Origin of the sequence: uncultured Paraglaciecola sp., from assembly GCF_913020055.1 — a bacterium.
In the GTDB taxonomy this organism is placed as follows: domain Bacteria; phylum Pseudomonadota; class Gammaproteobacteria; order Enterobacterales; family Alteromonadaceae; genus Paraglaciecola.
In genome coordinates, this window is the sequence record NZ_CAJWCF010000013.1 from 16061 (window position 1) to 42859 (window position 26799).

Sequence of the window (26799 nt, forward strand, 5' to 3'; positions counted from 1 at the left end):
AGTTTTAATATTATGTTGAAAAAAATTGAACAAGGGGCGCTGTTGGTAGCCGGAGTGTGTATTGTTGCTCTTGGCCTAATGATCACCCTAACGGTTGTAACTCGTAACCTTTTTGGTTGGGGTGTGCCTGACGATGTTGTTATCGTTAGAGAACTCATGGTGGGCGCGGTTTTTCTGCCATTGGCTTATGTCACTGCTGATTATAGCCACATCACTATAGAATTCTTATTTAAACGTTTGGGCAAACACGGCAAATTATGGATGTTAGCCATGGGCACTCTCATCAGTTTGTTGATATTGATCCCACTGGCATTATCAGCGTGGCAGGGGTTTTCACATGCTGCCTCAAGTGGCGCTTATTTTTTTGGCGAGTTAGAACTACCAGAATGGCCAGGGCGATTTGCTTTTTTCGCCGGTGCCGCACTATTTATCATGCGTTTATCCATCATTTTAGTGGCCGATTTTAAAGCGGCTATTAGTGGTAATACTGAATACCTGGTACAGCGCACTGATGCTGAACAGAACATTGTTGAAGAGGGTTAATCTATGGATCCATTGATTCTTGGGCTCCTAGGTTTTGCCTGTGCGTTATTGTTACTGGTGTTGCGAGTACCAATTGCTTTTAGTTTGGCAGGTGTGTCTTCGCTGTTTATCTTTTTGTTTTTTGCTATGCGATACGGTGGTTTTGATATGGCCGGTGCGGTGGCACCCACCTTGTCGATGGTCTCATCTAACACCTTTGATTTAGTACATTCTTATGACTTAAGCATGATCCCGCTATTCGTACTCTTAGGTCATATTGCCTACCACACAGGTATCACAACTGATATTTATCATGCAGCAAGAGTGTGGCTAAGACGCCTGCCTGGCGGGGTGGCCATGGCCTCTGTTTTTGGTTGTGGTGGATTCTCGGCTATTACTGGCTCTAGCATCGCTTGTGCTTCGGCAATGGGTAAAATCTGCGTGCCAGAAATGTTACGTATGGGTTACGACAAACGCCTAGCAACCTCAACCGTGGCGGTTGGTGGCACGTTAGGCTCGCTGATCCCGCCCAGTGTGTTATTTATTGTGTATGGCATTTTTACCGAAATGTCAGTCAGTCGTCTTTTCATGGCGGGTGTGATCCCTGGGGTGATATCCCTAATGGGGTTTTTAGTGGTTATCTATATATGGGTTAAACGTAATCCACAGGCCGCGCCAACAGACAACACCGCACTTTTTAAAGGAGATCGTCGCAAAGCCGCCATAAGATGTTGGCCGGCCATGCTGCTTTTCACTATTATCATCGGCGGTATTTATGGCGGATTGTTCACGGCTACCGAAGCCGCAGCCATCAGTGCATTTGCGGTCATTATCATAGGCTCTTTGCAAAAAAGGCTTAACTGGCAGCAGTTTGTTCAATCCATTAAAGAAACCTGTACCCAGACCACCTCTATTTTCTTTATCGCTGCTGGCGCCAAAATTTTCGTCGGTTTTGTTGCGTTAACAGGCATGGCACCGGCGTTGGTTGGGCTAGTAGAAGGGGCCGATGTATCACTATGGCAACTGATGGTCATGATCGCCGGCGTATACTTCTTACTGGGAATGTTTTTAGACCCACTGGGCATTATGGTGCTGACCTTACCCTTCTTGATCCCAATGGTGGATGGTTATGGATTAGACCTAATTTGGTTTGGCGTGGTAATCATCAAATTACTTGAAATAAGCTTAATCACTCCACCAGTAGGCTTAAATGTGTTTGTCATTGCCAGCGTCACCAAACCCTCAATTGCGGTATATGACATTTTTATGGGCGTTGCACGATTTTTGGTAATGGATGTATTGGTACTGATTGCAATTATCGCTTTCCCGATACTTTCATTATTACTGCCGAACCTTATGATGTAGGGGGGGTATTTGGGTGAAGCGTTAAATAGTAGCGATTTTTTGAGATGTGTATTTTAAAGTCGATATTAATGATTTTTAAATTCTAACACTAAACCAAGGAGTGGAAAATTTTGCACTATTGCTAGTGAAGTATAGCGCAATGTTGTTGTCCCAATAATCCGCTCCTGCGGGTTACGACTTATGCGTTTTCTGATGTTCGACCAAAAATAGAACTGCGTTTGAAATGGTTATGACCTGCTCTGTTGCAATGAGAGAACCTTCTAAATCGTTTTCTAAAAACTCCCCAGCTCTATTGCTGAATTGTTTGATTATTTCCGAACCGCCTGACTTATACATTTTTACGAAAGTACGACATGAGTTTGAATTCGCTGAGTTATCTTTTAAGCATCTTGCAGCCACAAGTGACAATGTCTCAAGTTTTGAAAACAAATCTCCGTAACTAACTTCGTCTCTTGTTTGTGTTGAACAAGAGGTAAGACAAACAGTTATCAAAATAACTAAAAACAATGACAGAACTTTTTTCAAACTTCCTCCTAGAACTTAACGCTTCGCATCAGCAGCCATTGTGCCCGAATACATGCGCTTGTTATGTATTTCGTGTTGAATGCTAATTTAGAGTTTTTCAATGAATGCCTTGATGTCGTTCTCATAAAGTTCGGCTTTATAGCCATCGATGCAATTAGCATTAATAAAACCACCAAAATCCATCCCTAGATACGAGAATGTTTCTTTAAATGCATTTATGAAAGGTTCATCTGGGGAGTCGCTAATACAGGTACAAATCACATACCCCTTTTTACCTCGTAGCTTGCGCCCCTTTTCAAGCAAATCTGGCAACGCAAGGTAATCTGAAATACGATCTATAAAAATTTTCATCGGTGGTGCTACTGAATACCAATATATAGGCGATGCAAAAATGATATTTTCTACACTCAATACTTTCTCCATTAGAGGTTCAAAATCATCGCTCCTATTTCGATGCTCATAGTCAAAGGCCGAAATATCAGTTTCACCAAGATCCATTACTTCTAACCCAAGTTTCTTTGCAACTGAATCAGTTAACTGGCCGGTATTACCATTCCTTCTTGAACTGGCAAACAAAATTATTGTTGAACTCATGGCTAAATATGATATTTCCTAAAATGCAAAACAATACTAATAATACGGGCTGTTGCCGTATATAAATTTGCTCCTATTTTAGGCATACAGCTTAAGTTATTACAATCTATAGCGTTTTCCAGATTTGAAATCATGCCGTATATAAATTCAGGTAAAGCCAAGGGGTTGTAAAGTTTTGATAGGGGATTTATTTGTTTAGGCTTGCGAGGCCTTATTCTGTCTTTGGTCATGCTTTTTAGCGGGAATGCTAGCAAAGATTATGCTAAGCCCAAACAGGTCAGAGCTTAGCGATAAAATGGTTGTTTGGTTTAAGAACGTGAAAACAATAAAACAATAAAACAATAAAACGCTAAAACCGAATTAAGGTGGCTTCGATATTTCGCACCATGCTTTTTAATTGTGGTGCAACTTCACCGCTTAAGAATTCTTGGGATAATCTAAACGCGGGGCCGCCGGCATTCAATACATAGATTTGCCCTTGGCTGAGTTTTAACGGCACTGCAATGGCTGTGGTATCCGGTTCCCAGTCGCCCCATGAATAACAATATCCAAATTTTTCATAGTTTTCTAAGGCTTGATCAACACCGGCTTTGATCGCTTCGAATTTATCGCCAAATTTTTCTTTGAAATGACCCATGAAGAAGTCTCGCTCTTCTTGTGACAAGGCGACTAAATAAGCGCGTCCACTTGCGGTATTGGCCATTGGAATTTTATCGCCGATTTCTTTCTTAAAGGTGACAATGTCTTTTGGGGCACAATGATCAACGTAAATCATATCCAACCGGTCTCTGTCGGCTAGGCCTACGGATGTGCCTGTTGCAATTGAAAGTTCTTTCATTAGGGGGTTCGCCACTTGGCGAATGGCAAGGTTAGAAACAAAGGCATAACCCAAGGCTAATACGCCAGCGCCAAGTTGGTATTTTTCTAAGCGTTTTGAATAAGTCAGGTAGCCCAGACTGGTTAAGGTATAGGTTAAACGTGAAATACTCGATTTGGCCAATCCAGTTCGTTGCGCAATTTCTTGATTGCCAAGAAATCCGTCGCCTGGATTAAATGCCCGTAATATATCTAATCCTCTGGCAAGAGCTTCGACAAATTTACGATCTACTTCGTCCTTTTTATCCCTTGGCATACCAGTCAATGTATTCATTTTGAACTACTCAATTGTTTATCACGTTAGGCGTATTGGCTGGTTGGAATTGCCGCTACGTTTTTAAAATAATAATCTGATTATTTTCAATAACAAAGAGCATTATACATAGGTTTATGCATAAAATTTATAGATTGATACATACCAGTAAAGGTAATGAGGAATAAGCTATCCAAGATTTGCTAATTTGATTTTTTAGCGCCTTATAAGCTCCATCAAAAGAGGTGAGTTAATCTGTGTAACGCTATCGTTTATGCGCCATCTTTATTTAGTTTGTAGGCTCAACAGTTGAGCTTAAATAAGTCATAAACACCTTACTGGCTTTAGAAAGGTAATGATTTTTTTTCCATGCCAAGCTTAACTTAAATTCAATTTTTGGCTCAAAGGGGGTGGATGTCATTTGTTGTTCGTTTTGTAAAATACGCGAAAGACAGGTGGTAATACCTACACCATTGCGCACCAAAGACTTTTGCAGCTCAATAAGATTAGTCTCCATACAAATGTTTAACGCTAATTGATGTTTTTTGGAATATTGACTGACCACTTCTCGTAAAAAATAACCTTCATGAAATAACACTAGGGGTTGTTGGCAAAATTGCGCTAGAGATATGGTTTGCTCAGCAGCGAGGGGATGTGAACTAACCATGCCAGCGACGACTTCTTCATTTATCAGTTCAGTGTATCGCAGTTGTGGATTTTCTAAGTCACCCCGTACTAAAGCTAAATCCAATTCACTATTCAGTAACATTTTCTCAAGGGCTGCTGTGCCTTGATCAACTAAGTGTATTTTTATATTGGGATATTTTTGCTTAAATTCGGTCAATATTTTCGGAAAGTAATATGAGCCCATCATCGCCGACACACCAAAACGGATAGTACCTCTTTCTAGGTCTTTTAGTTCTTCTAACTCTAATTCAACTTGTTTGGCTTGGCTTAATAGTTGAGTAGCCAGTTTGTATAAGACTTCACCTTCGGCTGTTAGTAGCGAATTTTTGTCTGCACGATTAATTAATTTTAATCCCACTTCTTGCTCTAGCTTTTGAATTGCAACGGTTAAAGCCGGTTGCGCAATGCCCACTGCCTGAGCTGCCCGAGTAAAGTTACCTAGTTCGGCTAATTGGCAGAAATATTCAAGACGCTTCAAATTCATATGATTAAGGTCGATAGTTAAAAGTTATTAAAAATATATAAACTATATATTATATTTATTATATTTTTAAGCATAGAGTAATCCGATAAATTAGACTATTACCTATACAAGTATTTAAACGGAGTCACCTTATGAGCCAAAAGTTAACCCCTTACAACTGGCAAGATCCCATGTTTCTTGATAATCAATTGAACGAAGAAGAACGCATGATACGTGATACCGCTCATGATTATTGCCAACAAAACCTTTTGCCACGTGTGCTTGAGGCCAATAGGCACGAACATTTTGATCGCGAAATTATGACTGAGTTAGGTGCGTTAGGGCTGTTGGGTGCAACTTTGCCAGCCCAATATGGTGGCAGTGACGTTAATTATGTTAGTTATGGTTTGGTTGCTCGTGAAGTAGAGCGCGTAGACAGTGGTTATCGCAGCGCCATGAGTGTGCAATCGTCATTGGTAATGCATCCTATATATTCTTACGGCACTGAAGCACAACGTATGAAGTATTTGCCTAAACTGGCTTCTGGTGAATGGGTGGGGTGTTTTGGTTTAACTGAGCCTAACTCAGGCAGTGATCCTGCATCTATGACCACTCACGCCAAAAAGGTGGAGGGTGGTTACTCTATAACAGGTAATAAAATGTGGATCACCAATTCACCCATCGCTGATGTGTTTGTGGTGTGGGCAAAACTCGAAGGTAAAATTCGTGGATTTGTGCTTGAGAAAGGTATGCAAGGTTTGTCAGCGCCTAAAATTGAAGGCAAGTTTTCTTTGCGTGCTTCGATTACTGGCGAAATTGTAATGGATAACGTTTTTGTACCTGACGAAAATATGTTCCCAGACATTAAAGGATTAGCCGGACCTTTTGGTTGTTTAAACAAAGCCCGTTATGGCATTGCATGGGGTTCGATAGGTGCTGCGGAGTTTTGCTTTAATGCTGCGAGAACTTACACCTTAGACCGTGAACAATTTGGTCGTCCTTTGGCTGCCAATCAGTTAATTCAAAAGAAATTGGCTGACATGCAAACCGATATCGCCCTTGGCTTACAAGGCTGCTTACAAATGGGTCGATTAATGGACGCTGACCAATGTCCGGTTGAATTGATTTCTCTGATGAAACGCAATAACTGTGGCAAGTCTCTTGATATTGCCCGTATTGCTCGTGACATGCACGGTGGCAATGGTATCAGTGATGAGTTTGGGGTGATTCGTCATGTGATGAACCTTGAAGCTGTGAATACATATGAAGGTACCCATGATGTTCATGCCTTAATTTTAGGCCGTGCTATTACTGGGCTTCAGGCATTCAGTTAATCAAAAAGCATTGAAATACATTAACGCCATATTATTAAAAATATGGCGTTAATTATGGTTGTGCTTATAAAGTTTGAATTATTGTCATTCGGCTTTGGTCTTTTAAGCGCACATTTTTAAGCGCGTAAGGCGCAGTTAAACCAGAGTTTTGCATAATCTTGCTATCAAAATGTAACTCTATGTCATGTTGCCCGGGTTTTAAATAATAAGCCGATTGGCTTAACATCATAGGCACTTGTTTACCTCTTCTGTCAGTACCAAACACTAAACCACTAATTTCATATCGCCCTTCGCTAGCAACATCTAAATTTACCTTTGCTTTGGTTGAATACATGGCTAATTCGCCTTGCATTCGAGCAGTGGGTTGCGCTAAGGAAAAAGCAACCTTGGCATTACGACGAATGGTTAAGCCATTATCATTAGCTTTTGATTCTATTTGTAATTCGTACAATTCACCTCGTTTTGCAGTCAAAAAGCTAGTGGGAACGTCAACTTGATATTGGTCATTTACTTGGGTAAAACTCACCGCTTGTTTTTCACCAGAAGGCATTTTAACAAAAGCATGATTAGCCACATTAGCTACATCACCTTTTTTACTACTTATTGCGGCAGTAAAGTTAACGCTTTCACCTTGCATGTAGCTTTGTTTAGGTAGCGCTAAATTTAACTTATGTTGACTACCTTTTTCTTTAACATTAACAATGTAACGTTGGTCGGCAATAAGGTTTTGTTTTACTTTTAATTTAAAGTCACCTGTACCAATTTTTTTATTGAGCTTGATGGCACTGCTGTTGGGAAAAATATTAGCTGTAGCTAATGCTTCTTGACTTACCGTTTGTTGAATTGCTTTGGACAATCGCTTATTGCCTTGAGACACTTCAATTTGTGCCGGATCAATTGCTTTAGCTGCTGGGGCAAACTGCCCTTTAACGTGTTTGCCAGATAAACGAATAAGCGCTCCTGGTGAACTTATTGCTAACTCAACACCTTTATTTAATTGTTTACCCGTTACCTCAAACCAATACTCATCACTTTCTGCTTGATAACCTTGAGGCTCAAGAGCAATTTGGCTAGAGGGCGGTATTTTTTGGCTGAAGTGCACCGCTTTAGTTTCAATAAATCCATCTGGTAAATCTATACTAGATAAATCACCTGTTTGCACTGCGATCATAGTCTTTAATGGTGTCGCTGGTTTAATAGCGAGTATTTGATTTGATGGTTTTGCCATTCTAATTGTTTCAAAGTTGTCCACATTATTACTTTGAGATGGCGTGGCAAGTACTTGGCTAGCGACAAATGTAGTACTCAAAATGCCTAGTGTTATTGTGATTTTTTTCATGATGGGCTCCTAAATGTCGTTTCTAATGATGACGTCTAAATTAAAGCAATCGCGACGGCTTTGCTGGTGGCTTAAAGGTTCACCGCCATTGGTCCATTGTGTATCATAAAACCAAACACTTCCGGCGCCACTTTGAGAGGAGCAATTCAAAAAACCATCGGAACATGAATCTAACCAATTTTGAGTAGTTTCAAGCGCCACTTGATTGTGGTAACCCGCGCAATAACTATCACCATCCCAAATTGCCGATTCAACATCACTGCCCACAACCGTTTTAAACGTGGCAGGAAGTGCAGGGCGTCCGCTGGTACCTTGTAGCCAGCTTTGATTGTAGTAAGACATCCAGCTGGTTTGCTGCTGTTTTACTGCATCTGAGTCATAGCCTAAAAGCCAACCTAAAGCTGATTCAAAAAAGTTGCCTTGTTGTACTGCATCCGCAAGAGGAGTACCTAAGCTTGAAGGAGCAACAGCAATGACTTTATTCACCTTAGAAATGATTGCCGGATAGCGGCTGTCCCAAGTTGGATTTGATAGGATCCAGCGTACGACATTACCGCCATTAGAGTGTGTTAATAAAACAAGGTCGGTAATATTATTATTATTAATAAATGTTGTGAGTTGGCCTGCTAGACACCCAGAGGCATTGGTGTTCCACATATATTGGTCAAAATCGCAATTTATAACTGTGTATTTACTGCTGTCTGGTAAACCCGCTTTAACTGAATTGACAAAGTTACCTGTCCAGTAGTCACTGTAAGCATCAGTTTGATTGCCGGTTCCGTGTACAAAAGCTAATCCCTTAGCCGCGATTGCTGGAAACGCTAGCAAGATACTACTTAAGAGTATTAATGTTATTTTTTTTATCATATTTTTACACCTTCACGTTTTTATAGTTTTTATTTAATCATGTAGGCAGTGTCATGCTGTTTCGGTAAGTATTTTTGCCTGGTCAAACCTCAGACCACATAGGTTCGGCTATCCATATAACACCTTTAGAAATTAAAAAGCAAGTTTGTAGTGGGTGGTTTTTTACGCAAAGCAAACAAAAGTTTCGATATAATTTAACGATTATTTAACGTTGTGTGTTTGCTAAATTCGTTATTATTGAAAGCGCAATTATTAGGTTGTAGGCTCTTATTTAGTAAGCTAAAAAGTACTGAACATTATCGAACTAAAATTTCTACAGGGCAGCCAAAGTTAAGCTGATAACACCCTATATAAACTGAAGTTTTGATATTTATAAGGGAAAAATCCATGTCAAACAAACAGTTTAACGCAAGCCGACTCATCGATTTAAGCCACAACATTTTTGATGGGTTGGTCACTTATAAAGGGTTACCCGCACCGATTATTTGTGACTACCTTAGCCGAGAACAATCGCAAAAAGTGTATGGCGACGAATACCAAGTACAAATTGGTAAAATTGAGATGGTGACAAATACTGGAACCTATCTCGATTCACCTTTTCATTTTGATGCACAAGGCAACGATCTAGCTGATTTAACTTTAGACATGTTAGCCGACCTGCCTGCTGTGGTGATTGATGTCATTGATGAAATTGAGGTAGGTGTGCAGCACTTCAATGATGTAGATGTTATGGGCAAAGCGGTGTTAGTCAAAACCAATTGGAGCCAACATTGGAATACTGAGCAATACTTTGAAAATCATGCCTATTTAACTGAAGAGGCCGCAAGACTCTTAGTTAAGCGCGGAGCAAAACTAGTGGGTATTGACTCGCATAATATTGATGATACCCGAGGAAAATTACGTCCAGTCCATAAACATTTATTAGGCAATAACGTATTGATTTGTGAACATATGACTAACCTAGATAAATTACCCAGTACAGGAGTGAGATTCTTTGCTGTACCGCCAAAGATAACAGGCGTTGGTACTTTCCCTGTTCGGGCTTTTGCCCAAGTAATCGAAGACTAATATTGTCTTTATGCTGATTGGTATCACAACCAACCATTTTGATGGGCGATTCTGGCGGCTTCTATTCTGTTTTTAGCGTTTAATTTACTCGAGGCAGAAGAAAGATAATTACGCACTGTGCCGGTAGATAAAAATAACCTTTTGGCAATATCTTCGGTTGAAAGCCCCTCTTTGGCTAAGCGCAGTGCGTGGCGTTCTTTATCAGAGAGTGGGTCTTTTTCCATCCATGACTCGACCATTAATTCTGGTGCTATGGCTGTTCCGCCAGTATGCACTTTTTGAATGGCGTCGATTAAGTCTTGGGAGGGCGAGTCTTTCAATAAGTAACCTTTTACCCCTGAGTCCATAGCCCGGCGTAAGTACCCACTTCTAGCAAATGTCGTTAAAATAATGGTTTTGCAATGGCTGTTATGGAGAGATTTTGATTCAAACAGTTTTTGTGCGAGTTCTAAACCTGTCATATCAGGCATTTCAATATCGGTGAGTACAATATCCACTCGTTCGCTTTCGGCGGATTGAATATAGTCAAAGGCTTGTTTGCCATTGGCGCAGCTTTGCACCACATGTAAATTATCTTCCAAGTCTAAAATAGTGGCTAATGCATTGAGTAACATCGTTTGGTCTTCAGCCAGTAAAATGTTGATTTTGTTCATCTTGATTAATCTCTAGCTGTCATGGGCAAACCAATTTCGCTTAATGTGCCTGTGTATTGGCCGCCGGTTTTGATGTTAACAAACCCTTTGAGCTTTTGAATGCGCTCTTCAATACCTTTGATACCGAACCCTTTGTGTTGGCTATTTTCAAAACCTTGCCCGTCATCTTGCATGGCTAATACAATCTTGTCATTTTCATGTTTGATAGTAACGGTTACTTGGGTGGCTTGGGCGTGTTTAATAATGTTTGTGACGAGTTCCCGAAGCACTATTGCCAGCTCTTTATTGCTGGCTGAGTCTAATTCGATTTGTTGTTCATCGATATTTTCAAACTGATATTTGAAATCAATATCAACACTAGCAAACACATTTTTTGCGTTAGCCAGTTCACTGAGTAAATCGCTGGTGCGGTAACCCGATACTACTTCGCGCACTTGGCTAAGGGCATTGCGAGATATCTCTTCGAGTTGTTTTATTTCGGTGCGGGCTTTTTCGAAATCTTGGTCTTGGCCTTTATCCAATAGCCGTCCTGCAAGATCGGCCTTTAGGGTAATCACTGAAAACGTATGGCCAATTAGGTCATGTAAATCTCGAGCAATCCGCTCCCTTTCTGCTACTTTCGCTAAGCGCTGAGTTTCTTTGCGAGATAAAATCAACGCTTGTTTGTTTTGATGCAATGCATACTGATAGATATTTAACACCCCTACGATCAAGCTAAATACCAAGGTGGGAATATAAAAGTAGAATTCGAATCTAAAGAACCAGCTGATTGCGGCAATCCATATCAACAAAACAAGCAAAACAAAAACGGCATACTTAAGAGGTTTTAACCTGCTGCAAAAAGCCCCTGCATAGATAAATAAGGTACTAGCCGTAGGCGTGATAAGTGCGGCCAAAGTACCCAACAATATAATGCCAACAATATAATAAATAACATCTTGGCTTTTAACCCAATAGGAGTGGAAATACAGGCCCAAAAATACAATCAACGCCAGGAAAGTCCACAGTAAATCCATTGGATTTTGATGCAGAAACACTACGGGAACAAAAAAAAGTGGAAGATAAATCAGCCATACATAAGGCGAAAACTGCTCGTTGAGGTTTCTGGGTAATAACCAAAAATCTATTTTTCGAAAAATACCCATATTGCGTTTCCTTTTTATCTAACACTCTTTTTGTTAGAAACTAAAATTGCCAATACAAAAAATATGACTGTGAATAACGCCAATATAGCTAAATGTTTAGCTACAGATCCACCTACATCTAGTGCTACTACTTTTAATGCAAGTTGCGACAAATGATAAGGCGGTAGAAATTCTGCCATAGATTGTAAGAAATTGGGCAGCATAGTGATAGGTATCCACAAACCCGATAAAAATGACATGGGCAAGTAGACTAAGTTAACCACCGCGGGTGCGCTTTCGGCTTTTAACAACAATCCAAGGGTTAAACCTAACAAACAAAAGGGTAAGCCACCGAACACTAGAATGGTTGATAACGTCAGTACTTGGATTAACGATAAACTCACGTCTGTCATGCTAAAGGCAACAACACCTAAACTGATCAAGACCATTACTGAAAACCCCATAGACACAAACAAACGGCTGACAATTTGTGCCGCCGCCGGCATAGGAGACGCATCTTTAATATCTAACCATCCTTGTCCTCGTTCTACAGCTAGGCCAGCGCCAAAGGAAAACAAGGCCGGGCCAATGATACCAAAAGTGCCATAGGTACATAACAAGTAGGTAGCCGCTTGAGAGTTATGTTGATTCATCAGCACCCCAAAAAATATGTAGAACAACGCAGGAAACAATATCGCCGGCAACGCAAAGGCAGGATTACGGATACTTTTAAGCCATTCAAACTTAGTTTCTAAGTAGTAAATATTGAGGGTTTGCCCCATTGTCATAGATTGAGAGTGGTTCATGGACTTAGAGCTGTGCATAAGTTGAGCGTTGTTTATGATCTGAGAATTATTCATGCCTCTTCTCCCGAGTTGTTTAATTGTAAAAAGGCTTGTTCTAAGCCAGCGCTAGACACAGTGAGATCTTGCAAATTAGGGTAGGTGGTTAACAAAGCCGTCAAAGTTTGATTAACATTATCGGTGTGTAGCTGGATAAATTTACCACTAGGTTGCACGCTGACTACCGACGGTAACGGTTGGAAAACCTCTGGTTTTTCATTGCTAATAAAACGAATAGTGGTGTGACTGATGCTGGCTTTTAACTGCTCGCTACTGCCTCGTTTAATGATTGTGCCTTGTTTTATCAGCACAATGTCATCGGCTAGATTGTCAGCTTCTTCCAAATAATGGGTGGTTAATACTATGCCCGTGCCAGCGGATCTTAAGTCACGAATGGCTTGCCATAATCCTTGTCTGGCTTCAACATCCATGCCCACGCTAGGTTCGTCTAAAAATAATAATTTGGGATTACCGCAAATACTTAAAGCAAATAAAAGCCGCTGTTTTTCACCACCAGATAATTTTTTAGAATAGCGATTTTGCATGTCTTGCAAACCTGCATAATGAATAACTTGCTGATAATCCATGGGATGGGGGTAATAACTTTGAAATAGCTGGATGTGTTCTTTTATCTTTAAGGTTTCGGGTAAATTAGCAACTTGTAACATCGCACCAGCTTGACGCTTTGCCTGCAACGAACCGGCTTTAACACCAAATACACTGACCTCACCCGAATCAGCGTCTAGACGTCCAAGTAAGATATTAATCAAGGTGGTTTTACCTGCGCCATTTGCCCCTAAAATGGCAAAGACTTGTCCTGACTTAATCTCCAAATCTATATTGTCTAGGGCCTTTTTACCGGCAAATGATTTAGTCAGCCCGTACGCAGAGGCAATGACGCTGGAGTGAATATTTTGCTGTTGGTTACTGTGTGGTTGCATGGGTGTGTCTTGTTTCGAGTGGCTAAACCGTAGGTCAACTATGCGCCAAGTAGAAGTTGTTGGTTAGAGACAGCTATCACCAATAGGTCATGACATTTGTCATGTTTGTATATGTATACCACCTGAAACACCCGTCTTGAGGTGGGATGGTTATACAAATAAAAAATAATCAAAAAAATTGTCACAATTTTCCAACTCGCCGTGCCTTAGTTATGTCGGTCAAATTAATTAAGCTTAAGAGGCGCACTGTTATGTTAGAAAAAATCAAATCACATTCTTTATGTTCTGTTTTATCTGTTGTTATTTTTATAGGTACTATTGTTTTTCAGATGGCTGTTAACGGTGTTTTTGCCGCAGAAAGTTCTGCCACAAATAAGCAGTTTGTCAGCCAAGTCTCTGGTTCAGGCAAGCCGGTGATTTTAATACCTGGGTTAATGTCTGATGGTCGGGTGTGGGATAAATTAATCAGTTCGTTAGCAAAAACCTATCAAGTGCATACGATTAACATTGCTGGTTTTGCTCGCACTCCAGCGATAGACAATCCTTCACTTAGCACGCTGAAACAACAGTTATTTGCCTATATAACCAAACATAAACTGCACAAACCAGCGGTGATAGGTCATAGCTTGGGTGGTTTTATGGGGTTTTGGTTAGCCTCAAATACTCCGACAGCAGTGGGGCCGATTATCTCTGTGGATGGTTTACCTTTTGTAGGGCCGGTGTTTACCCGCAGCAATTCAACAACCGTTGAGGATTTGGCTGCACAGGCCGAGCAGATAAAAAACATGTACAGCAACATGTCCCAACAACAACTTGTTGACCAATCCCGTTACGGTTTATCGATACAAGCCAGCAGTGATGAGGCGAAAGCGAAAGTTATGAGCATGGTGCAGACTTCAGAGCCAAAAACAGTAGGTCAGGCTATCTATACCTTAATGAAGCATGATTTAAGGCAAGATATTGCTAACATCACATCACCTGTTTTATTGTTAGGGGCATCAGGCGGATTTAGCACTGATGAGCAAAAAACTGCGATGCAAATATTGTATAAACAACAATTACAGGCGTTGCCCAGCGCTTCGTTACAAATGAATACCCATGCGAGACATTTTATTATGTTGGATGATCCTAAGTGGTTTGAAAAACAGGTACTGACTTTCTTAGGAAAACACTTATGAACACTTCAGCTAATTCAACTGCAATTGCTCAACAACAGCATTTATTCGACGATGTTGATTTGGCAAAAGGTGGTGACCAACAAGCGTTTGGTCGGCTGGTTACCCATACTCGAAATTTAGTCTCGAGTATTGCGTTGTCAATTGTTAAAGACTTAGATAATAGCGAAGACGTTGCGCAACAAGTCTATATTGGTGCGTGGCAAAATATGTCTGAATTAAAAAACGCCAGTAGTTTTTTGCCGTGGTTAAGGCAGATGACTCGCTACAAAGCGCTGAATTTCTTACGTGATAATAAAACCCGGCAAAAAGTCGATGGTGAGCAAGCCGATATTATTTTAGCGCAATTTTGCGATCCTACGTTAGACCTAGATATCAGCATGCAGCGAAAGCAGTCGAATGTGATTTTGCAGGACTTTATCAGCCAATTACCAGAAGAAAGCCGAGAGATTGTGCTGCTTTATTACCGCGAAGAACAATCGACTCAACAAGTCGCGCGTATGTTGGAGCAAAGCGAAGCCAATATTCGTCAAAAATTATCCCGCGTAAGGCAATTATTGCACGAGCAGATATTAGGTAAACATGGTCGATTGTTGTTAAGCACTGCCCCTGCTTTAGGTTTCAGTAGTTTGGTGCTGGGTGCTATTACGACTAGCAGCCCTGTGGCAGCCGCAGCTATCAGTTCGACCGCTGTAAGCAGCAAATCTGGGATTATGCACAAAGTAGGTTTGTTGCTTGGTGGCGCAATGATAGGGGCGTTTATTGCTGTTTTAGCAGTGAGATTCAGTACCCTTGCTCTTTTGAAAAAGTTAACCAATGAACAAGCAAAACAGCAAGTGTTAAGTTATCGAAAAAGTATGACTATATGGATAATATTTAGCGCTATATTACTCACTGTCGGTTATGAGTTCACCCAAGGGTGGTGGGGGCCGGTCAGTGCTTATATTGTTTTTGCTTACGGTGTTATGTATCAAGTAAGGAAAATGCATAAGCTAATTGAACGAGAAATCTACGCTCAACCTCCGGCTAATCAAAAACAACAACGTACTCGACAAATACAGAGGTTATGTGGATTTTGGGGTAATATTTTAGGTATGTTAGTGGGCTTTATTTGTCTTATTATCGGCCTTATATCCAGTGGTCGGTTAATAATTTAATTTCAATCGTGTTTTTAAGGCACGCAAGATAACAGGTAGTAACGTGGATATTCGATTTTTAGTAACGTTTATGGAAGTGGCGAAAACCAGGCATTTTGGTAAAGCGGCTGAAAACTTGTATTTAACCCAGTCAGCAGTCAGTGCCCGTATCAAACAGCTTGAAGAGTATTTCAACTCGGCACTTTTTGTACGCAACAGAAATAGTTTGCAACTCACGGCCGCAGGTGAAAAATTACTGCCCTTCGCGGCTTCACTAGCCGAAACCCTCGAACAAGCTCGCACTGCAATGAATGAAGAAAGTGTTCAATACTTGAGTATCGCCAGCACCCCTAATGCTTGGGATATGTATCTGCAACAAAGTTTAGATGAGATTAACGGTCACCTTGATGATGTTTCGATTAGAGCGGAGATTTGTAGTAATGAGCAGCTTAGTCGAATGGTGCACGAGCACAGTATCGATTTGGCGCTGACTACTGTGCCTTTTAAGTCTGACGATGTGCAAATACTCGAATTAAGTGAGTCGGTGTTGTGCCTTTGTAGGTCGGTTGAGTTGTCTGAACAAGCTGTTAATCAGCTGAATATTTGGCTCGACTGGGGGCAAAAAAACAACGAAGCGATAGAGAAAACTTATCCGGAAATTAAACAAGCGGGTATTCGTACCGGCTCATTACAGGTAGCTTTAAATTATCTGGCGACTAACAAAAGTGCCATTGTCTTGCCTGAACAAATTGCCACTGCTTTGGTGAATAAAGGCGAGTTGGTTATCTTGGAGTCTTTAGCACCACTGTCAGCTAAGTGTTATTTGATTTATTTGAAACAAACTAAAAATGCTAAGTTAAGTCAGTTTATTGATGCTTTTACTTTGCAAGTAGCAACAAAAAAGGGCGCTAATGCGCCCTTCTCTTGAGTGGGTACTTAGATAAAATTAGTTCAACTTGGATAGAGGTTGATAATCTTCTGATTCTAATTCCTCATTGATACATTCCAACAAAAATACTTTTAATTCTTTGCCGTCAGTCCCATCTTCTTCTGCTAATTCAGTACAATATTGTGTCAGCTCTGCAATAAGATCTTTGTCAGCTACGGGACGATCGTCAGCTATTACCGCTGTTGTAAATAATAAACCTAATGTGAATAATACTTTTTTCATTACATTCTCAACTTGTGAATATTTATTAGTGCAATTCGTCGAATTGACGTCGTTTCTCATTGGCTCTTCGCTGGGATACTTTTTTATCTTTTTTAGCATTAAACGCTAGCTCATCACTATATTCAGCATTAAATCTGTGTTTTGCAGACCCATTAAATTGTCCGTAATCATCTTTTTTTGAATGAAAATTTTTGCTCATTACCTTGTCCAAAAGAGTGGTGAATAAAATTATGCGTAGACCGCGTATTTATTATTAGGTCGATTGGCTCAATTGGAAAACAAATTAATTTGTTCTTAAAGAGCAAAAAAAGTGATGAACATGTCAGTGTCAACAAACCCGCGCTCTTTGGTTATAGCAGCCCCGATAAGAAACAGATTAAAAGGGAGGGTAAAAGGAGGGGAAGTGGGCGCTTAGGATTGCAAATAAGTCGGTGAAGCTTGTGTTAGTTTCCACTTTGGGTCAGATAAACATCGAAACGATTGGCTTTACCTAACATTTCAATTTGTGGTTTTTTGCCCGCTAAAAACGGTGCGCCAGAAGGACGTTTAACGACTACCCGATTCTTCGCCAGTGCTAAAGCGGGTGCGAGTAATAGGTCTGCATCCTCATCTGGGCCAAGTAACTGCTGGAATAAACGCATCTCCTTTTTGACTGCGGCACTTTTTTTACGATGAGGAAACATGGGGTCGAGATACACCACATCTGGATGTGTTCCCTGCCAGTTGTTTAGTAGGTCTTTGGCGACACCATGGTATAGCCTCATGCGAGCAGGTAGCCAGCTAGATAATTGTTGATCAATCGCCGCTCTATCTAAGCCATCTTGTAGTAATGCAGCAACAACCGGTGAACGTTCAATCATATCAACCACACAACCTAAACTGGCGAGTACAAATGCATCTCGGCCCAATCCTGCTGTAGCATCCAAAACGTGTAAGCTGTCTTTACCTTTTAAACCAATGGCTCTGGCAATGGACTCTTTTTTTCCGCCGCCATGTAAACGTCTGAACGTAAGTGCATCTGAAGTAAAATCGACTTTTACTGCCCCTACTTTAGGTTCGTCCAATTGGCGTAATTCAAGGTGAGAAGCCTGTTGTATTAACGCTAAACCAGAATCGACATTGTCTTGATAAGTCAGCCCCCACTTTGCCGCGGATTTTTGCGCTAGCATGACCAATTCTGGGACTGGGTGTTGCAAAGCGGTGACTGGAATGTGCTGGATAATTGAATCAGGCATGGCCAAAATGCTCTTTGTTGCCTAACCATCGATTGACTATGGCTTGTGCGTTTGCCGGATACTGCTGCCATAAATGGTTAGCAATATTTTGTACTTGAGGGATCAGTTCTGCATCACGAATCAGATCAGCGATTTTTAAATCGGCTAAGCCCGTTTGTTTAGTGCCTAATAATTCACCTGGGCCACGAATCTCTAAATCTTGTTGAGCGATATAGAAACCGTCGTTAGATTCTCTAAGCACAGCCAGACGTTTATTAGCTGTTTTGGATAGAGGGCTTTGGTACATCAACACACAATGGCTTTCTACTGAGCCACGACCCACACGACCGCGTAATTGATGTAATTGCGCCAGTCCTAAGCGTTCTGGGTTTTCGATGATCATCAGGCTGGCATTAGGTACATCAACGCCCACTTCAATCACAGTGGTGGCCACTAACAAATCTAATAAGCCCGCTTTAAAGTCAGCCATGATTTGTTGTTTTTCATCGGACTTTAACCTGCCATGTACTAACCCTACTTTTAGTTCTGGTAGAGCAGTACGTAATAATATTGCGGTGTCTTCTGCGGCTTGGCTTTGCAAAAATTCAGACTCATCAATTAAGGTACACACCCAATAGGTTTGTCTGCCTTGCTCAACGCTGACGTTACGCACTCGGGTAATCACTTCGTCTCGGCGAGTGTCAGGTAAAACCACGGTTTTTACTGGTGTTCTGCCCGGCGGTAATTCGTCTATCACTGAGGTATCTAAATCTGCGTAGGCGGTCATTGCTAACGTGCGCGGTATAGGTGTGGCAGTCATAATTAACTGATGAGGAAAGGCACCTTGAGATTCGCCTTTTTCACGCAACGCTAATCGTTGATGAACACCAAAGCGGTGTTGTTCATCAACGATGACTAATGCTAATGATGAGAAAACAACGGATTCTTGAAAAATAGCGTGGGTGCCAACCACCATTTTAATTTCATTATTGGCTAATTGAGTAAGTACTTGTTCTCTTGCTTTACCTTTTATTTTTCCGCCTAGCCAACCTACTTGAATGCCAAGTGGTTCAAACCATTGGCGAAAGTTGCTGGCATGCTGTTCTGCCAATAGCTCTGTGGGTGCCATTAGCCCTACTTGATACCCTGCAGCGATGGCTGAAATTGCTGCCATTGCTGCCACCAATGTTTTACCTGACCCTACGTCACCTTGAACTAAACGCATCATGGGGCAGTTTTGTTGCATATCGTGTTGAATATCACCTACTACACGTTGTTGCGCGCCTGTAGGTTTAAAGGGTAAATTTTTCAGAAATTGATTGAGTAAATCAGCACTCGGTTTGATGGGGAAGGTAGCTTGCTGTTGGCTTTGCTGGCGCACTTTTAACACGCTTAAATGGTGCGCCAGCAACTCTTCCATAATTAAACGTTGTTGAGCTGGGTGTTTACCTTCCCCAAATAATGACAAGGTAAGGTCGGGTGGCGGTCTGTGGACAAGGTGTAACGCATCAACTAATGAAATTTGTTGTTGATATAAACCTTCTGGCAAGAGTTCCGCTAACCCGCCTTTTTTGAGCAATTGAAGTGCTTGCTCAGTTAAGTTTCGCAGTGTGATTTGTTTAATACCCTCTGTCGCAGGATAAACAGGCGTGAGTGATTCTTGCATAACTTGAGGGCTGTCGAGATTAATCGATTTATATTCTGGATGCATGATTTCAAGGCCATACTTTCCAGCCTTTACTTCACCAAAGCAGCGAATAGTGGTGCCCACTTCAAGATTGTTTTTTTGTGCTGCTGAAAAGTGAAAAAATCGCAGAGTCACACTGCCCGTTCCATCACTTAGTCTGACGACTAACATACGTTTACGGCCAAATTGGATATCGCACGACATCACTTCACCTTGAATACTGGTATGTAAGTGCGGTTGTAAATCTGACATAGGATAAATACGGGTGCGGTCTTCGTATCTATGGGGTAAGTGAAACAATAAATCTTGCACAGAGACAATGGCCAACTTTGCTAGTTTTTCTGCTGCTTTGGCGCCTACACCTTTGAGTTCGGTGATTGCTGTTTGGGCTAGACCTTTCATAACACACTCCCTATCCAGGTTGAGTGATATTCAATTACAGCAGCAGTGAGATTGGCAAACAAATAGAGGTCCGAGTTTTCACAAGTTTATGTTGCTAAGTATACTCGAAGATTTGACAGAATTACGCAAGGTTTCGCGAGTTGACTGTAATCAACTCGCGAATAAACAAAATGCCGTTTATAAAGAGCGCCATTTATAAAGACAGCTTTGCTGCCTGATAAAGTAACTCAGGTGAAATACGTATTTTAATATCGGGATTGACGTAACTAAACTTTACCTTGCCTTGAGTATCTAAAATAAATACTGCGGGTGCAGGTAAAACAGCACTGCCGGTTTTTTTATCACTAGTTAAGTTAATGTCCCATTTAGATTTGTAGGTAGTGCGTTTTTCGTCTTCTACATAAAAACCAATACCAAAACCACTGATTGCTTCTAAATCTGGGTCGGCTAACAACCGAACGCTAAATTTGGTTTGCAGTTTTTGTGCTTGTAATTGAGCCGGTGTTTCAGGAGAAATGGCTAAAATTTGATAACCTAATTCGTCAAGTTGACCTTCAATATCCTTTAACCCCGCCAATTGACGATTACAGTAAGGACACCAACCGCCACGGTAAAAAATCAACACTGTAGGTTTTTGCATGGTTAAGGCTTTTAGACTGACTGGATCGCCGTCAACAGTTTGTAATTTACTATTAGGCGCTGACTGACCAATTAGAAGCGGCGTGACGTTATATGCTGAGTCGGCTATTTGTGTTCTATCTAACGCATAAGTGTGCAACGTCAGGGTTATTAAAAAAAATGTCAGTCCGATTTTTAGAAAATTCATAGGGTATCTCTTAGTTATGGGCCAATTAGCCGAGAGTAGGGCTTTATCATTAAACCAAGTAGACCTATGACTTCGCAGATACATTTCAAATTGTACGGATAAAAGGGTAATTAGAAGTGAGCTAGAAACAAAGTGACGTTTATTTTGTTAACTGTACCTGTTGCCACCATTTATCATCGGCATCAATATATCCTTTGTTATCGATATGAGGATAGGGCAGTCCTTTACGATCACAGACTTCTCTTAGTCTTGGAAAACCCGCTTCAAATAACATTTTTTGACAGGCTTGCTCTGGTAATTGTTGGCTATTGTACATACCAGCAAGTTGCCTTTGTCGTTGAGCTTCATACAAAATCAGTGCAGCAGCTACCGATACATTAAGTGATTGCACCATGCCGACCATAGGAATAATAATATCCTGATCTGCAGCCGACACGGCTTCTTGGGTGGCGCCGTGTTTCTCTTGGCCGAGAATAATAGCGGTAGGTAGGGTGTAGTTAATTTCTCGAAAATCTACCGCATTGTCAGATAAGTTGGTTACCAGTATCTGCATGTTTTTTGTTTTTAGATGGCTTACCGCGTCCTCGATGTTTGCATGTTCTTTGGTATACACCCAGTTTTCGCTGCCCATAGCGGTGCTTTTGCGAATGTGCGGCTTTTCATTCCAAACGGCATGTATTTCATTGACACCGACAGCATCACAGCTGCGCACAATTGCAGAAACATTGTGCGGTTTATTCAACTGTTCTAAACATAAGGTTAAGCTAGGTTGACGTAGACTAAGAAAGTGCCTAATTCGAGCATAACGCTCGGGAGTCATGAAGATCTCTGCGGACATAATAGATCCCTACTCAGGTAATTCCATTACTCCGTCGATTTCAATTTGCACACCTTTAGGTAGGGCACTGATTTGCACGGCAGCTCGGGCAGGGTAAGGCTGTTTAAAATATTGACTCATAATGTCATTCACTACGGCAAAATTGGATAAGTCAGTTAAGAAAATATTCACCTTTACCAAGTGATTCAATGAGCCGTCTTCTACTGCTTCACAAACAGCCTGCACATTTTTAAATACTTGATGAGCTTGCTCTGCAAAATCTTCAGATATGACCTGCATGGTTTCTGGTACTAGTGGAATTTGTCCAGAAAGATAGACTGTAGTGCCGCTTTTAATTGCTTGGCTATAAGTGCCAATAGCTTGTGGCGCCTTGTCGGTATGAATGACAGACTTAGACATAATAGTTACCTTTTGTATGTGTGTTTGAATAGATTAATTAGATTATAGGTTAGTACTGTTTGGCTTGGCTATGCCTAGATACTCTTTGAACTTCCGACATGGTGCGGATTTTACGCATGACGTTGGCTAGTTGCAGTCGGTTTTTAATAGTCAGTTCAATATCAATATAATAAATATTGCTTTCTTTTTCTTCGGTTTGTAATCCAACAATGTTTGAACCGCAACTGGCAACTGTATTCGTCAATGTTGCTAAGGTGCCTTGATTATTAATTAGCTCAATACGCAACGCGGCATGAAAATTACCGTGTACATCATCGCCCCACTGCATAACTAACACTCGATGGGGTTCTTCTTTGCTTAATTTGCGAATATTACTGCAACCCGTTTGATGAATAGTCATGCCCTTTCCTGGGCTTAATACAGCAACAATTTCATCGTCAGGAATGGGGTGACAGCATCTGGAGTAGGTGACTAATAAACCTTCTGTACCGCGAATCGCCACTTTATTTTGCTTATCAGACAGCTTAGTACTTTCACCGGATAGACGTCGAGCGACAATTGCACTCAGTTCATTACCTAGACCTATATCAGCCAGTAATTCAGAGAAACTATCATGTTTGGTTTCGAGCACTACACGATCAATATCTGCCTGCGGCAGTTTATCTAATTTCACTTTGCCTAAAGCATGTCTGAGTAATCGATTACCCATTACTACAGCTTCTTCTGATCTTTGGTTTTTCAGATAATGGCGGATCCGAGATCTGGCTTTAGCACTGACCACAAAGTTTAACCAGTTAGCATTGGGTTTTGCTCGTGGAGAAGTAATAATCTCCACAGTTTGTCCATTTTCTAGCGGTTTACTCAGTGAAAACGCGCGTCTTTCAACTTTTACCCCTACGCAGGAATTACCCACATCAGTATGCACTGCATAGGCAAAATCGACGGCTGTGGCCCCTAATGGTAATTCAATGATCCTACCATCTGGGGTAAAGACATAAATCTCATCAGGAAATAAGTCCGTTTTCACGTTTTCAATAAATTCAAATGAAGAACTGGCGCTTTGTTGCAATTCAATTAAAGACTGCATCCATTTGCGCGCACGCACTTGGGCAGTCGTATCGTTGCTGTCTTTGTTATCTTTATAAACCCAATGCGCAGCCACACCTTTGTCGGCCATGTGATCCATGTCTTTGGTACGAATTTGAATTTCGACTGGAATACCGTGTGGACCAATTAATGATGTATGCAAAGATTGATAACCATTGGTGCGAGGGATCGCAATGTAATCTTTAAAGCGGCTTTCAATAGGTTTGTATAAGCCATGCATTGCACCTAAGGCTCGATAACAGTGATCAACCGAGTCAACTACTACTCTAAAAGCGTAGATATCCATGACTTCATTAAACAGCAATTCTTTGTTTTTCATCTTGCGATAAATAGAATAAAGATGTTTTTCGCGACCAGATACGGCAGCATTTATTTCAACCGACTTGAGACGTGTTTCGACTTCTTTTCGAGTATTTTCAATGATTTCTTTGCGATTGCCACGAGCTTGTTTAACCGCAGTTTTCAGTGCTCTATGGCGCATTGGATACATGGCTAGAAAACCTAAATCTTCTAACTCATTTTTGATGTCATGGATCCCCAGACGATGGGCGATAGGCGAATAAATCTCTAATGTTTCACGAGCGATACGGCGACGTTTATCTGGTCGTAACGAGCCTAACGTCCGCATATTATGCGTACGGTCAGCTAATTTGATAAGGATGACACGGATATCTTGGACCATGGCCATCATCATTTTTCTAAAGTTTTCTGCTTGGGCTTCTTGGGTGCTACTGAAGTGAATTTTTTCTAGTTTACTGACACCTTCAACCAAATCGCCTACGGTTTCACCGAACTGTGCGCTTAAGTCTTCTTTACTGTGATGGGTATCTTCTATTACGTCATGTAATAAGGCTGCCATGATAGTTTCATGATCTAAACACATGTCGGCTAAAATGCCTGCTACAGCAACTGGATGGGTAATATAGGGGTCGCCACTGGAACGCATTTGTCCACTGTGAGCATCTCTGGCTACTATAAAGGCTCGCTGAGCATCCGCTACCTTGTCGGGCGGTAAATAGGCTTCAAGCTTTTGTTTTAAACCCTCAAAAAGATACACACTAAACGCTTATAAATAGTTAATATTGATTAAGAATACGGGGAATTTGGCGTGAAGCCAACGGCTAAACATCAGATTGATGTAAAGCCGTTAAAAAAAGAGCTATTTATTGCTCTTGCAGAATATTTGCTACAGAAGCAAATTCAGCTTGATCTTGTACTTCTTGGTCATGCAGGTTTTCAGCATCAAGTGTATCAGCAGTCACTAAACCTAGCTCTATTTCTCGTAAAGCAATTACGGTAGGCTTATCTGTGCCACGTTCTACCAAAGGTTCTTTGCCTTCAATAGCAATTTGGCGAGCACGACGAGCAGCCACTAAAACCAAATCAAATCGGTTGCCAATTTTATCTACAGCATCTTCAACTGTTACGCGGGCCATGATGATCTCCGTCGGGTGGTAATATGAAAAAAAGGTCGCATAGTGTACTGGCTAATGCGCAAGTTTAAAAGCTATTTGATCAATCAAGTGGTAATTATGATCCCAATAAATTATCAAACAACTTCTGGTGGCGAATAATCTGTTTTTCTTTACGTAGTCTGCGAGTGGTTACTATCGCATCTAGCTCAGATAGAGCAGCGGTAAAGTTATCATTTACCACAACAAAATCAAATTCATGATAATGGGAAATTTCAGAGACTGCTTTAGTCATACGTTGTTCAATGATCTCAGCCGAGTCTTGCCCTCGTTCAGTTAAGCGTCTTTTCAGTTCTTCTTTTGAAGGCGGAGCAACAAAAATGGTCGCGGTATCGGGGATTTGAGCCTTAACCTGACGCGCACCTTGCCAATCAATATCCAGAAACACATCAATGCCCTGACGTAGCGTTTGTTCTATGACTACCTTAGACGTGCCGTAATAATTGCCAAATACTTCTGCATGTTCAAAAAAGGCACCTTGTTCAATCAATAACTCAAAGTCTTTGCGATCGACAAAATGATAATGAACGCCGTTAACTTCACCGGGTCGTGGTTCACGGGTAGTGTGTGATACAGATACTTGCATTGCATTATTATGTGCATCTGTTGAAGGATGTTTTTCTAATAACGCTTTGATTAAACTAGATTTTCCGGCTCCGGATGGCGCCGCCAAAATAAACAAATTTCCAAGAGTTTGAGGCATTTTTTTATCTTTTAATGATTAATTATTGTGTCGCGATTGATTAGCAATGTTAGCATATTCTCACTGTACGAAAAATGCCGAAGTGGAACATCGACTAAACAATCGTTAAATTTCGCTTCTGACTAATAAAATGGGTAATGCAAAATGAATGATAGTTTATATCATCAAATGACCGATGACTTGTTAATCGACATAGAAGAAATGCTCGACGAGTGTGAAGTGGATATCGATTATGAGTCTGCTAGCAGTATTCTAACGATGATTTTTCTAAACGGCTCCAAAATCATTATTAATAAACAACCACCGTTACATCAATTATGGGTTGCCACAAAGTTTAATGGCCATCATTTCAATTTTCAGGACGAACTGTGGATAGATGAACGCACAGGTGTTGAATTTTGGTCGTTTTTGGACGACGCGGTTTCTAAGCAAGCTGAACAAACCATCAAACTTAAAAAATAACGTTTAACCCAACGAGATAATGTACATGAGTGATCAAGCTTTACCCTATGTCGAAGTCAATCCCAGTCATCAAGCAAAAGCCACTGTCATATGGCTACATGGTTTAGGTGATTCTGGTAACGGCTTTGCCCCAATCGTACCTGAGTTAAAACTACCAGCAGAATTAGCGATTCGATTTGTTTTTCCTCATGCGCCAATGCGTTCAGTGACCATTAATAATGGTATGTCGATGCGAGCTTGGTATGACATTACTAGCCTAGATTTTAATAATAGAGCTGACAGCCAAGGGGTAAAAGAGTCATCTGCCTTAGTAGCCGATTTAATTGAAAAAGAAATCGCCCAAGGAATTCCAGCCAACAAGATAGTGCTAGCAGGATTTTCCCAAGGTGGTGTTATTGCTCTTAATTTAGGAATACGTTACGAAAAAACATTAGCCGGTATTATGTCTATGTCTAGCTATATGAGTGAGCCTGAAAAATTGAATGATGAATCCCACTCTGCAAACAAAAATACACCTATTTTTGTGGCCCATGGCACCCATGATGACGTTGTGCCTATTTTTATGGGGAATGCCGCATTTAAAGTCTTAGAAAGCAACGGTTATCCAGCTACTTGGCATGAATACGCTATGCAACATAACGTTTGTGCGCAGCAACTAAACGATATTTCAAGCTGGTTACAAGACAAGTTATGTTAGTACACATAGATATTTTCTATACTTTTTTGATTTCACTGGCTAACCTTTGACATGACA

At 40.9% G+C, this 26799-nt stretch carries 29 protein-coding genes; 9 read left to right on the plus strand and 20 right to left on the minus strand.

Annotated features, from left to right (window positions below; translation table 11 throughout):
- The first annotated feature begins 12 nt into the window (after positions 1-12).
- Positions 13-543, plus strand: a complete 531-nt coding sequence (locus QZ488_RS04455; RefSeq protein WP_293746599.1) for a TRAP transporter small permease subunit — start codon at positions 13-15, stop codon at positions 541-543.
- A 3-nt stretch (positions 544-546) separates the two neighbouring features.
- The gene (locus tag QZ488_RS04460) at positions 547-1887 is read left to right on the plus strand and encodes a TRAP transporter large permease (protein WP_293746600.1); all 1341 of its coding nucleotides are present in this window, start codon (positions 547-549) and stop codon (positions 1885-1887) included.
- A 171-nt stretch (positions 1888-2058) separates the two neighbouring features.
- On the opposite strand, the gene QZ488_RS04465 is transcribed toward QZ488_RS04460, so the two are convergent.
- From QZ488_RS04465 to QZ488_RS04480, 4 genes are all read right to left on the minus strand, one after another.
- Positions 2059-2412, minus strand: a complete 354-nt coding sequence (locus QZ488_RS04465; protein ID WP_293746601.1) for a hypothetical protein — start codon at positions 2410-2412, stop codon at positions 2059-2061.
- Positions 2413-2499: 87 nt separating this feature from the next.
- A complete protein-coding gene (locus QZ488_RS04470; RefSeq protein WP_293746602.1) occupies positions 2500-3006 on the minus strand; it encodes a flavodoxin family protein in 507 nt (168 codons plus the stop codon).
- Between the two features lie 349 nt (positions 3007-3355).
- Positions 3356-4156: an IclR family transcriptional regulator gene (locus tag QZ488_RS04475; protein WP_293746603.1), complete on the minus strand. Its 801-nt coding sequence runs from the start codon at positions 4154-4156 to the stop codon at positions 3356-3358.
- Positions 4157-4424: 268 nt separating this feature from the next.
- A complete protein-coding gene (locus QZ488_RS04480; RefSeq protein WP_293746604.1) occupies positions 4425-5306 on the minus strand; it encodes a LysR family transcriptional regulator in 882 nt (293 codons plus the stop codon).
- Between the two features lie 131 nt (positions 5307-5437).
- Between QZ488_RS04480 and QZ488_RS04485 the strand changes: the two genes are divergently transcribed.
- Positions 5438-6619, plus strand: coding sequence for an acyl-CoA dehydrogenase (locus QZ488_RS04485; protein WP_293746605.1), 1182 nt, complete (start codon positions 5438-5440; stop codon positions 6617-6619).
- 64 nt (positions 6620-6683) lie between these two features.
- Here the strand turns inward: QZ488_RS04485 and QZ488_RS04490 are convergent, their stop codons facing one another.
- A complete protein-coding gene (locus QZ488_RS04490; RefSeq protein ID WP_293746606.1) occupies positions 6684-7958 on the minus strand; it encodes a DUF4785 domain-containing protein in 1275 nt (424 codons plus the stop codon).
- Between the two features lie 9 nt (positions 7959-7967).
- Entirely contained in the window at positions 7968-8825 is an 858-nt protein-coding gene (locus tag QZ488_RS04495) for a hypothetical protein (RefSeq protein WP_293746607.1), read from the minus strand.
- A 387-nt stretch (positions 8826-9212) separates the two neighbouring features.
- Here QZ488_RS04495 and QZ488_RS04500 point away from each other — a divergent pair, with 387 nt between their 5' ends.
- A complete protein-coding gene (locus tag QZ488_RS04500) occupies positions 9213-9893 on the plus strand; it encodes a cyclase family protein (RefSeq protein ID WP_293746608.1) in 681 nt (226 codons plus the stop codon).
- A 23-nt stretch (positions 9894-9916) separates the two neighbouring features.
- Here QZ488_RS04500 and QZ488_RS04505 read toward each other — a convergent pair whose 3' ends face one another.
- The 4 genes from QZ488_RS04505 to QZ488_RS04520 are packed head-to-tail and all read right to left on the minus strand — an operon-like array spanning position 9917 to position 13453.
- Positions 9917-10546 (minus strand): response regulator transcription factor, encoded by a 630-nt coding sequence (locus tag QZ488_RS04505; protein WP_293746609.1) that lies wholly within the window; start codon positions 10544-10546, stop codon positions 9917-9919.
- A 5-nt stretch (positions 10547-10551) separates the two neighbouring features.
- Entirely contained in the window at positions 10552-11691 is a 1140-nt protein-coding gene (locus QZ488_RS04510) for a sensor histidine kinase (RefSeq protein WP_293746610.1), read from the minus strand.
- Between the two features lie 14 nt (positions 11692-11705).
- Positions 11706-12530: an ABC transporter permease gene (locus QZ488_RS04515; RefSeq protein ID WP_293746611.1), complete on the minus strand. Its 825-nt coding sequence runs from the start codon at positions 12528-12530 to the stop codon at positions 11706-11708.
- Positions 12527-13453: an ABC transporter ATP-binding protein gene (locus tag QZ488_RS04520; protein WP_293746612.1), complete on the minus strand. Its 927-nt coding sequence runs from the start codon at positions 13451-13453 to the stop codon at positions 12527-12529. Before QZ488_RS04520 ends, QZ488_RS04515 begins: the two co-directional genes overlap by 4 nt.
- A gap of 251 nt (positions 13454-13704) precedes the next feature.
- Here QZ488_RS04520 and QZ488_RS04525 point away from each other — a divergent pair, with 251 nt between their 5' ends.
- The 3 genes from QZ488_RS04525 to QZ488_RS04535 are packed head-to-tail and all read left to right on the plus strand — an operon-like array spanning position 13705 to position 16692.
- Positions 13705-14631, plus strand: coding sequence for an alpha/beta hydrolase (locus QZ488_RS04525; RefSeq protein ID WP_293746613.1), 927 nt, complete (start codon positions 13705-13707; stop codon positions 14629-14631).
- Complete coding sequence (locus tag QZ488_RS04530) at positions 14628-15785, plus strand: sigma-70 family RNA polymerase sigma factor (RefSeq protein WP_293746614.1); 1158 nt, start codon at positions 14628-14630, stop codon at positions 15783-15785. The genes QZ488_RS04525 and QZ488_RS04530 overlap by 4 nt, the downstream gene beginning before the upstream one ends.
- A 43-nt stretch (positions 15786-15828) precedes the next feature.
- Entirely contained in the window at positions 15829-16692 is an 864-nt protein-coding gene (locus QZ488_RS04535; RefSeq protein ID WP_293746615.1) for a LysR family transcriptional regulator, read from the plus strand.
- 18 nt (positions 16693-16710) lie between these two features.
- Here QZ488_RS04535 and QZ488_RS04540 read toward each other — a convergent pair whose 3' ends face one another.
- The 10 genes from QZ488_RS04540 to gmk all read right to left on the minus strand — a co-directional run bounded on the left by QZ488_RS04540 (position 16711) and on the right by gmk (position 25583).
- On the minus strand, positions 16711-16935 hold the full coding sequence (locus tag QZ488_RS04540) for a hypothetical protein (protein WP_293746616.1): 225 nt from the start codon (positions 16933-16935) through the stop codon (positions 16711-16713).
- A 25-nt stretch (positions 16936-16960) separates the two neighbouring features.
- Complete coding sequence (locus QZ488_RS04545; RefSeq protein WP_293746617.1) at positions 16961-17134, minus strand: hypothetical protein; 174 nt, start codon at positions 17132-17134, stop codon at positions 16961-16963.
- A 244-nt stretch (positions 17135-17378) separates the two neighbouring features.
- A complete protein-coding gene (locus tag QZ488_RS04550) occupies positions 17379-18170 on the minus strand; it encodes a class I SAM-dependent methyltransferase (RefSeq protein WP_293746618.1) in 792 nt (263 codons plus the stop codon).
- Positions 18163-20238, minus strand: a complete 2076-nt coding sequence (recG, locus tag QZ488_RS04555) for an ATP-dependent DNA helicase RecG (RefSeq protein WP_293746619.1) — start codon at positions 20236-20238, stop codon at positions 18163-18165. Before recG ends, QZ488_RS04550 begins: the two co-directional genes overlap by 8 nt.
- Before the next feature lie 193 nt (positions 20239-20431).
- Complete coding sequence (locus QZ488_RS04560; protein ID WP_293746620.1) at positions 20432-21064, minus strand: peroxiredoxin-like family protein; 633 nt, start codon at positions 21062-21064, stop codon at positions 20432-20434.
- Positions 21065-21203: 139 nt separating this feature from the next.
- The gene (trmH, locus tag QZ488_RS04565; protein WP_293746641.1) at positions 21204-21884 is read right to left on the minus strand and encodes a tRNA (guanosine(18)-2'-O)-methyltransferase TrmH; all 681 of its coding nucleotides are present in this window, start codon (positions 21882-21884) and stop codon (positions 21204-21206) included.
- A 27-nt stretch (positions 21885-21911) separates the two neighbouring features.
- Positions 21912-22301: a RidA family protein gene (locus QZ488_RS04570; protein ID WP_293746621.1), complete on the minus strand. Its 390-nt coding sequence runs from the start codon at positions 22299-22301 to the stop codon at positions 21912-21914.
- A 49-nt stretch (positions 22302-22350) separates the two neighbouring features.
- The gene (gene spoT / locus QZ488_RS04575; protein WP_293746622.1) at positions 22351-24465 is read right to left on the minus strand and encodes a bifunctional GTP diphosphokinase/guanosine-3',5'-bis pyrophosphate 3'-pyrophosphohydrolase; all 2115 of its coding nucleotides are present in this window, start codon (positions 24463-24465) and stop codon (positions 22351-22353) included.
- A gap of 106 nt (positions 24466-24571) precedes the next feature.
- Positions 24572-24844 (minus strand): DNA-directed RNA polymerase subunit omega, encoded by a 273-nt coding sequence (gene rpoZ / locus QZ488_RS04580; protein ID WP_293746623.1) that lies wholly within the window; start codon positions 24842-24844, stop codon positions 24572-24574.
- Positions 24845-24938: 94 nt separating this feature from the next.
- On the minus strand, positions 24939-25583 hold the full coding sequence (gene gmk, locus QZ488_RS04585; protein ID WP_293746624.1) for a guanylate kinase: 645 nt from the start codon (positions 25581-25583) through the stop codon (positions 24939-24941).
- Positions 25584-25727: 144 nt separating this feature from the next.
- Between gmk and cyaY the strand changes: the two genes are divergently transcribed.
- Positions 25728-26045 carry an iron donor protein CyaY gene (cyaY, locus tag QZ488_RS04590; RefSeq protein ID WP_293746625.1) on the plus strand — a complete coding sequence of 106 codons (318 nt, stop codon included), beginning with the start codon at positions 25728-25730 and terminating at the stop codon, positions 26043-26045.
- Positions 26046-26070: 25 nt separating this feature from the next.
- Complete coding sequence (locus QZ488_RS04595) at positions 26071-26742, plus strand: alpha/beta fold hydrolase (RefSeq protein WP_293746626.1); 672 nt, start codon at positions 26071-26073, stop codon at positions 26740-26742.
- Positions 26743-26799 lie beyond the last annotated feature (57 nt).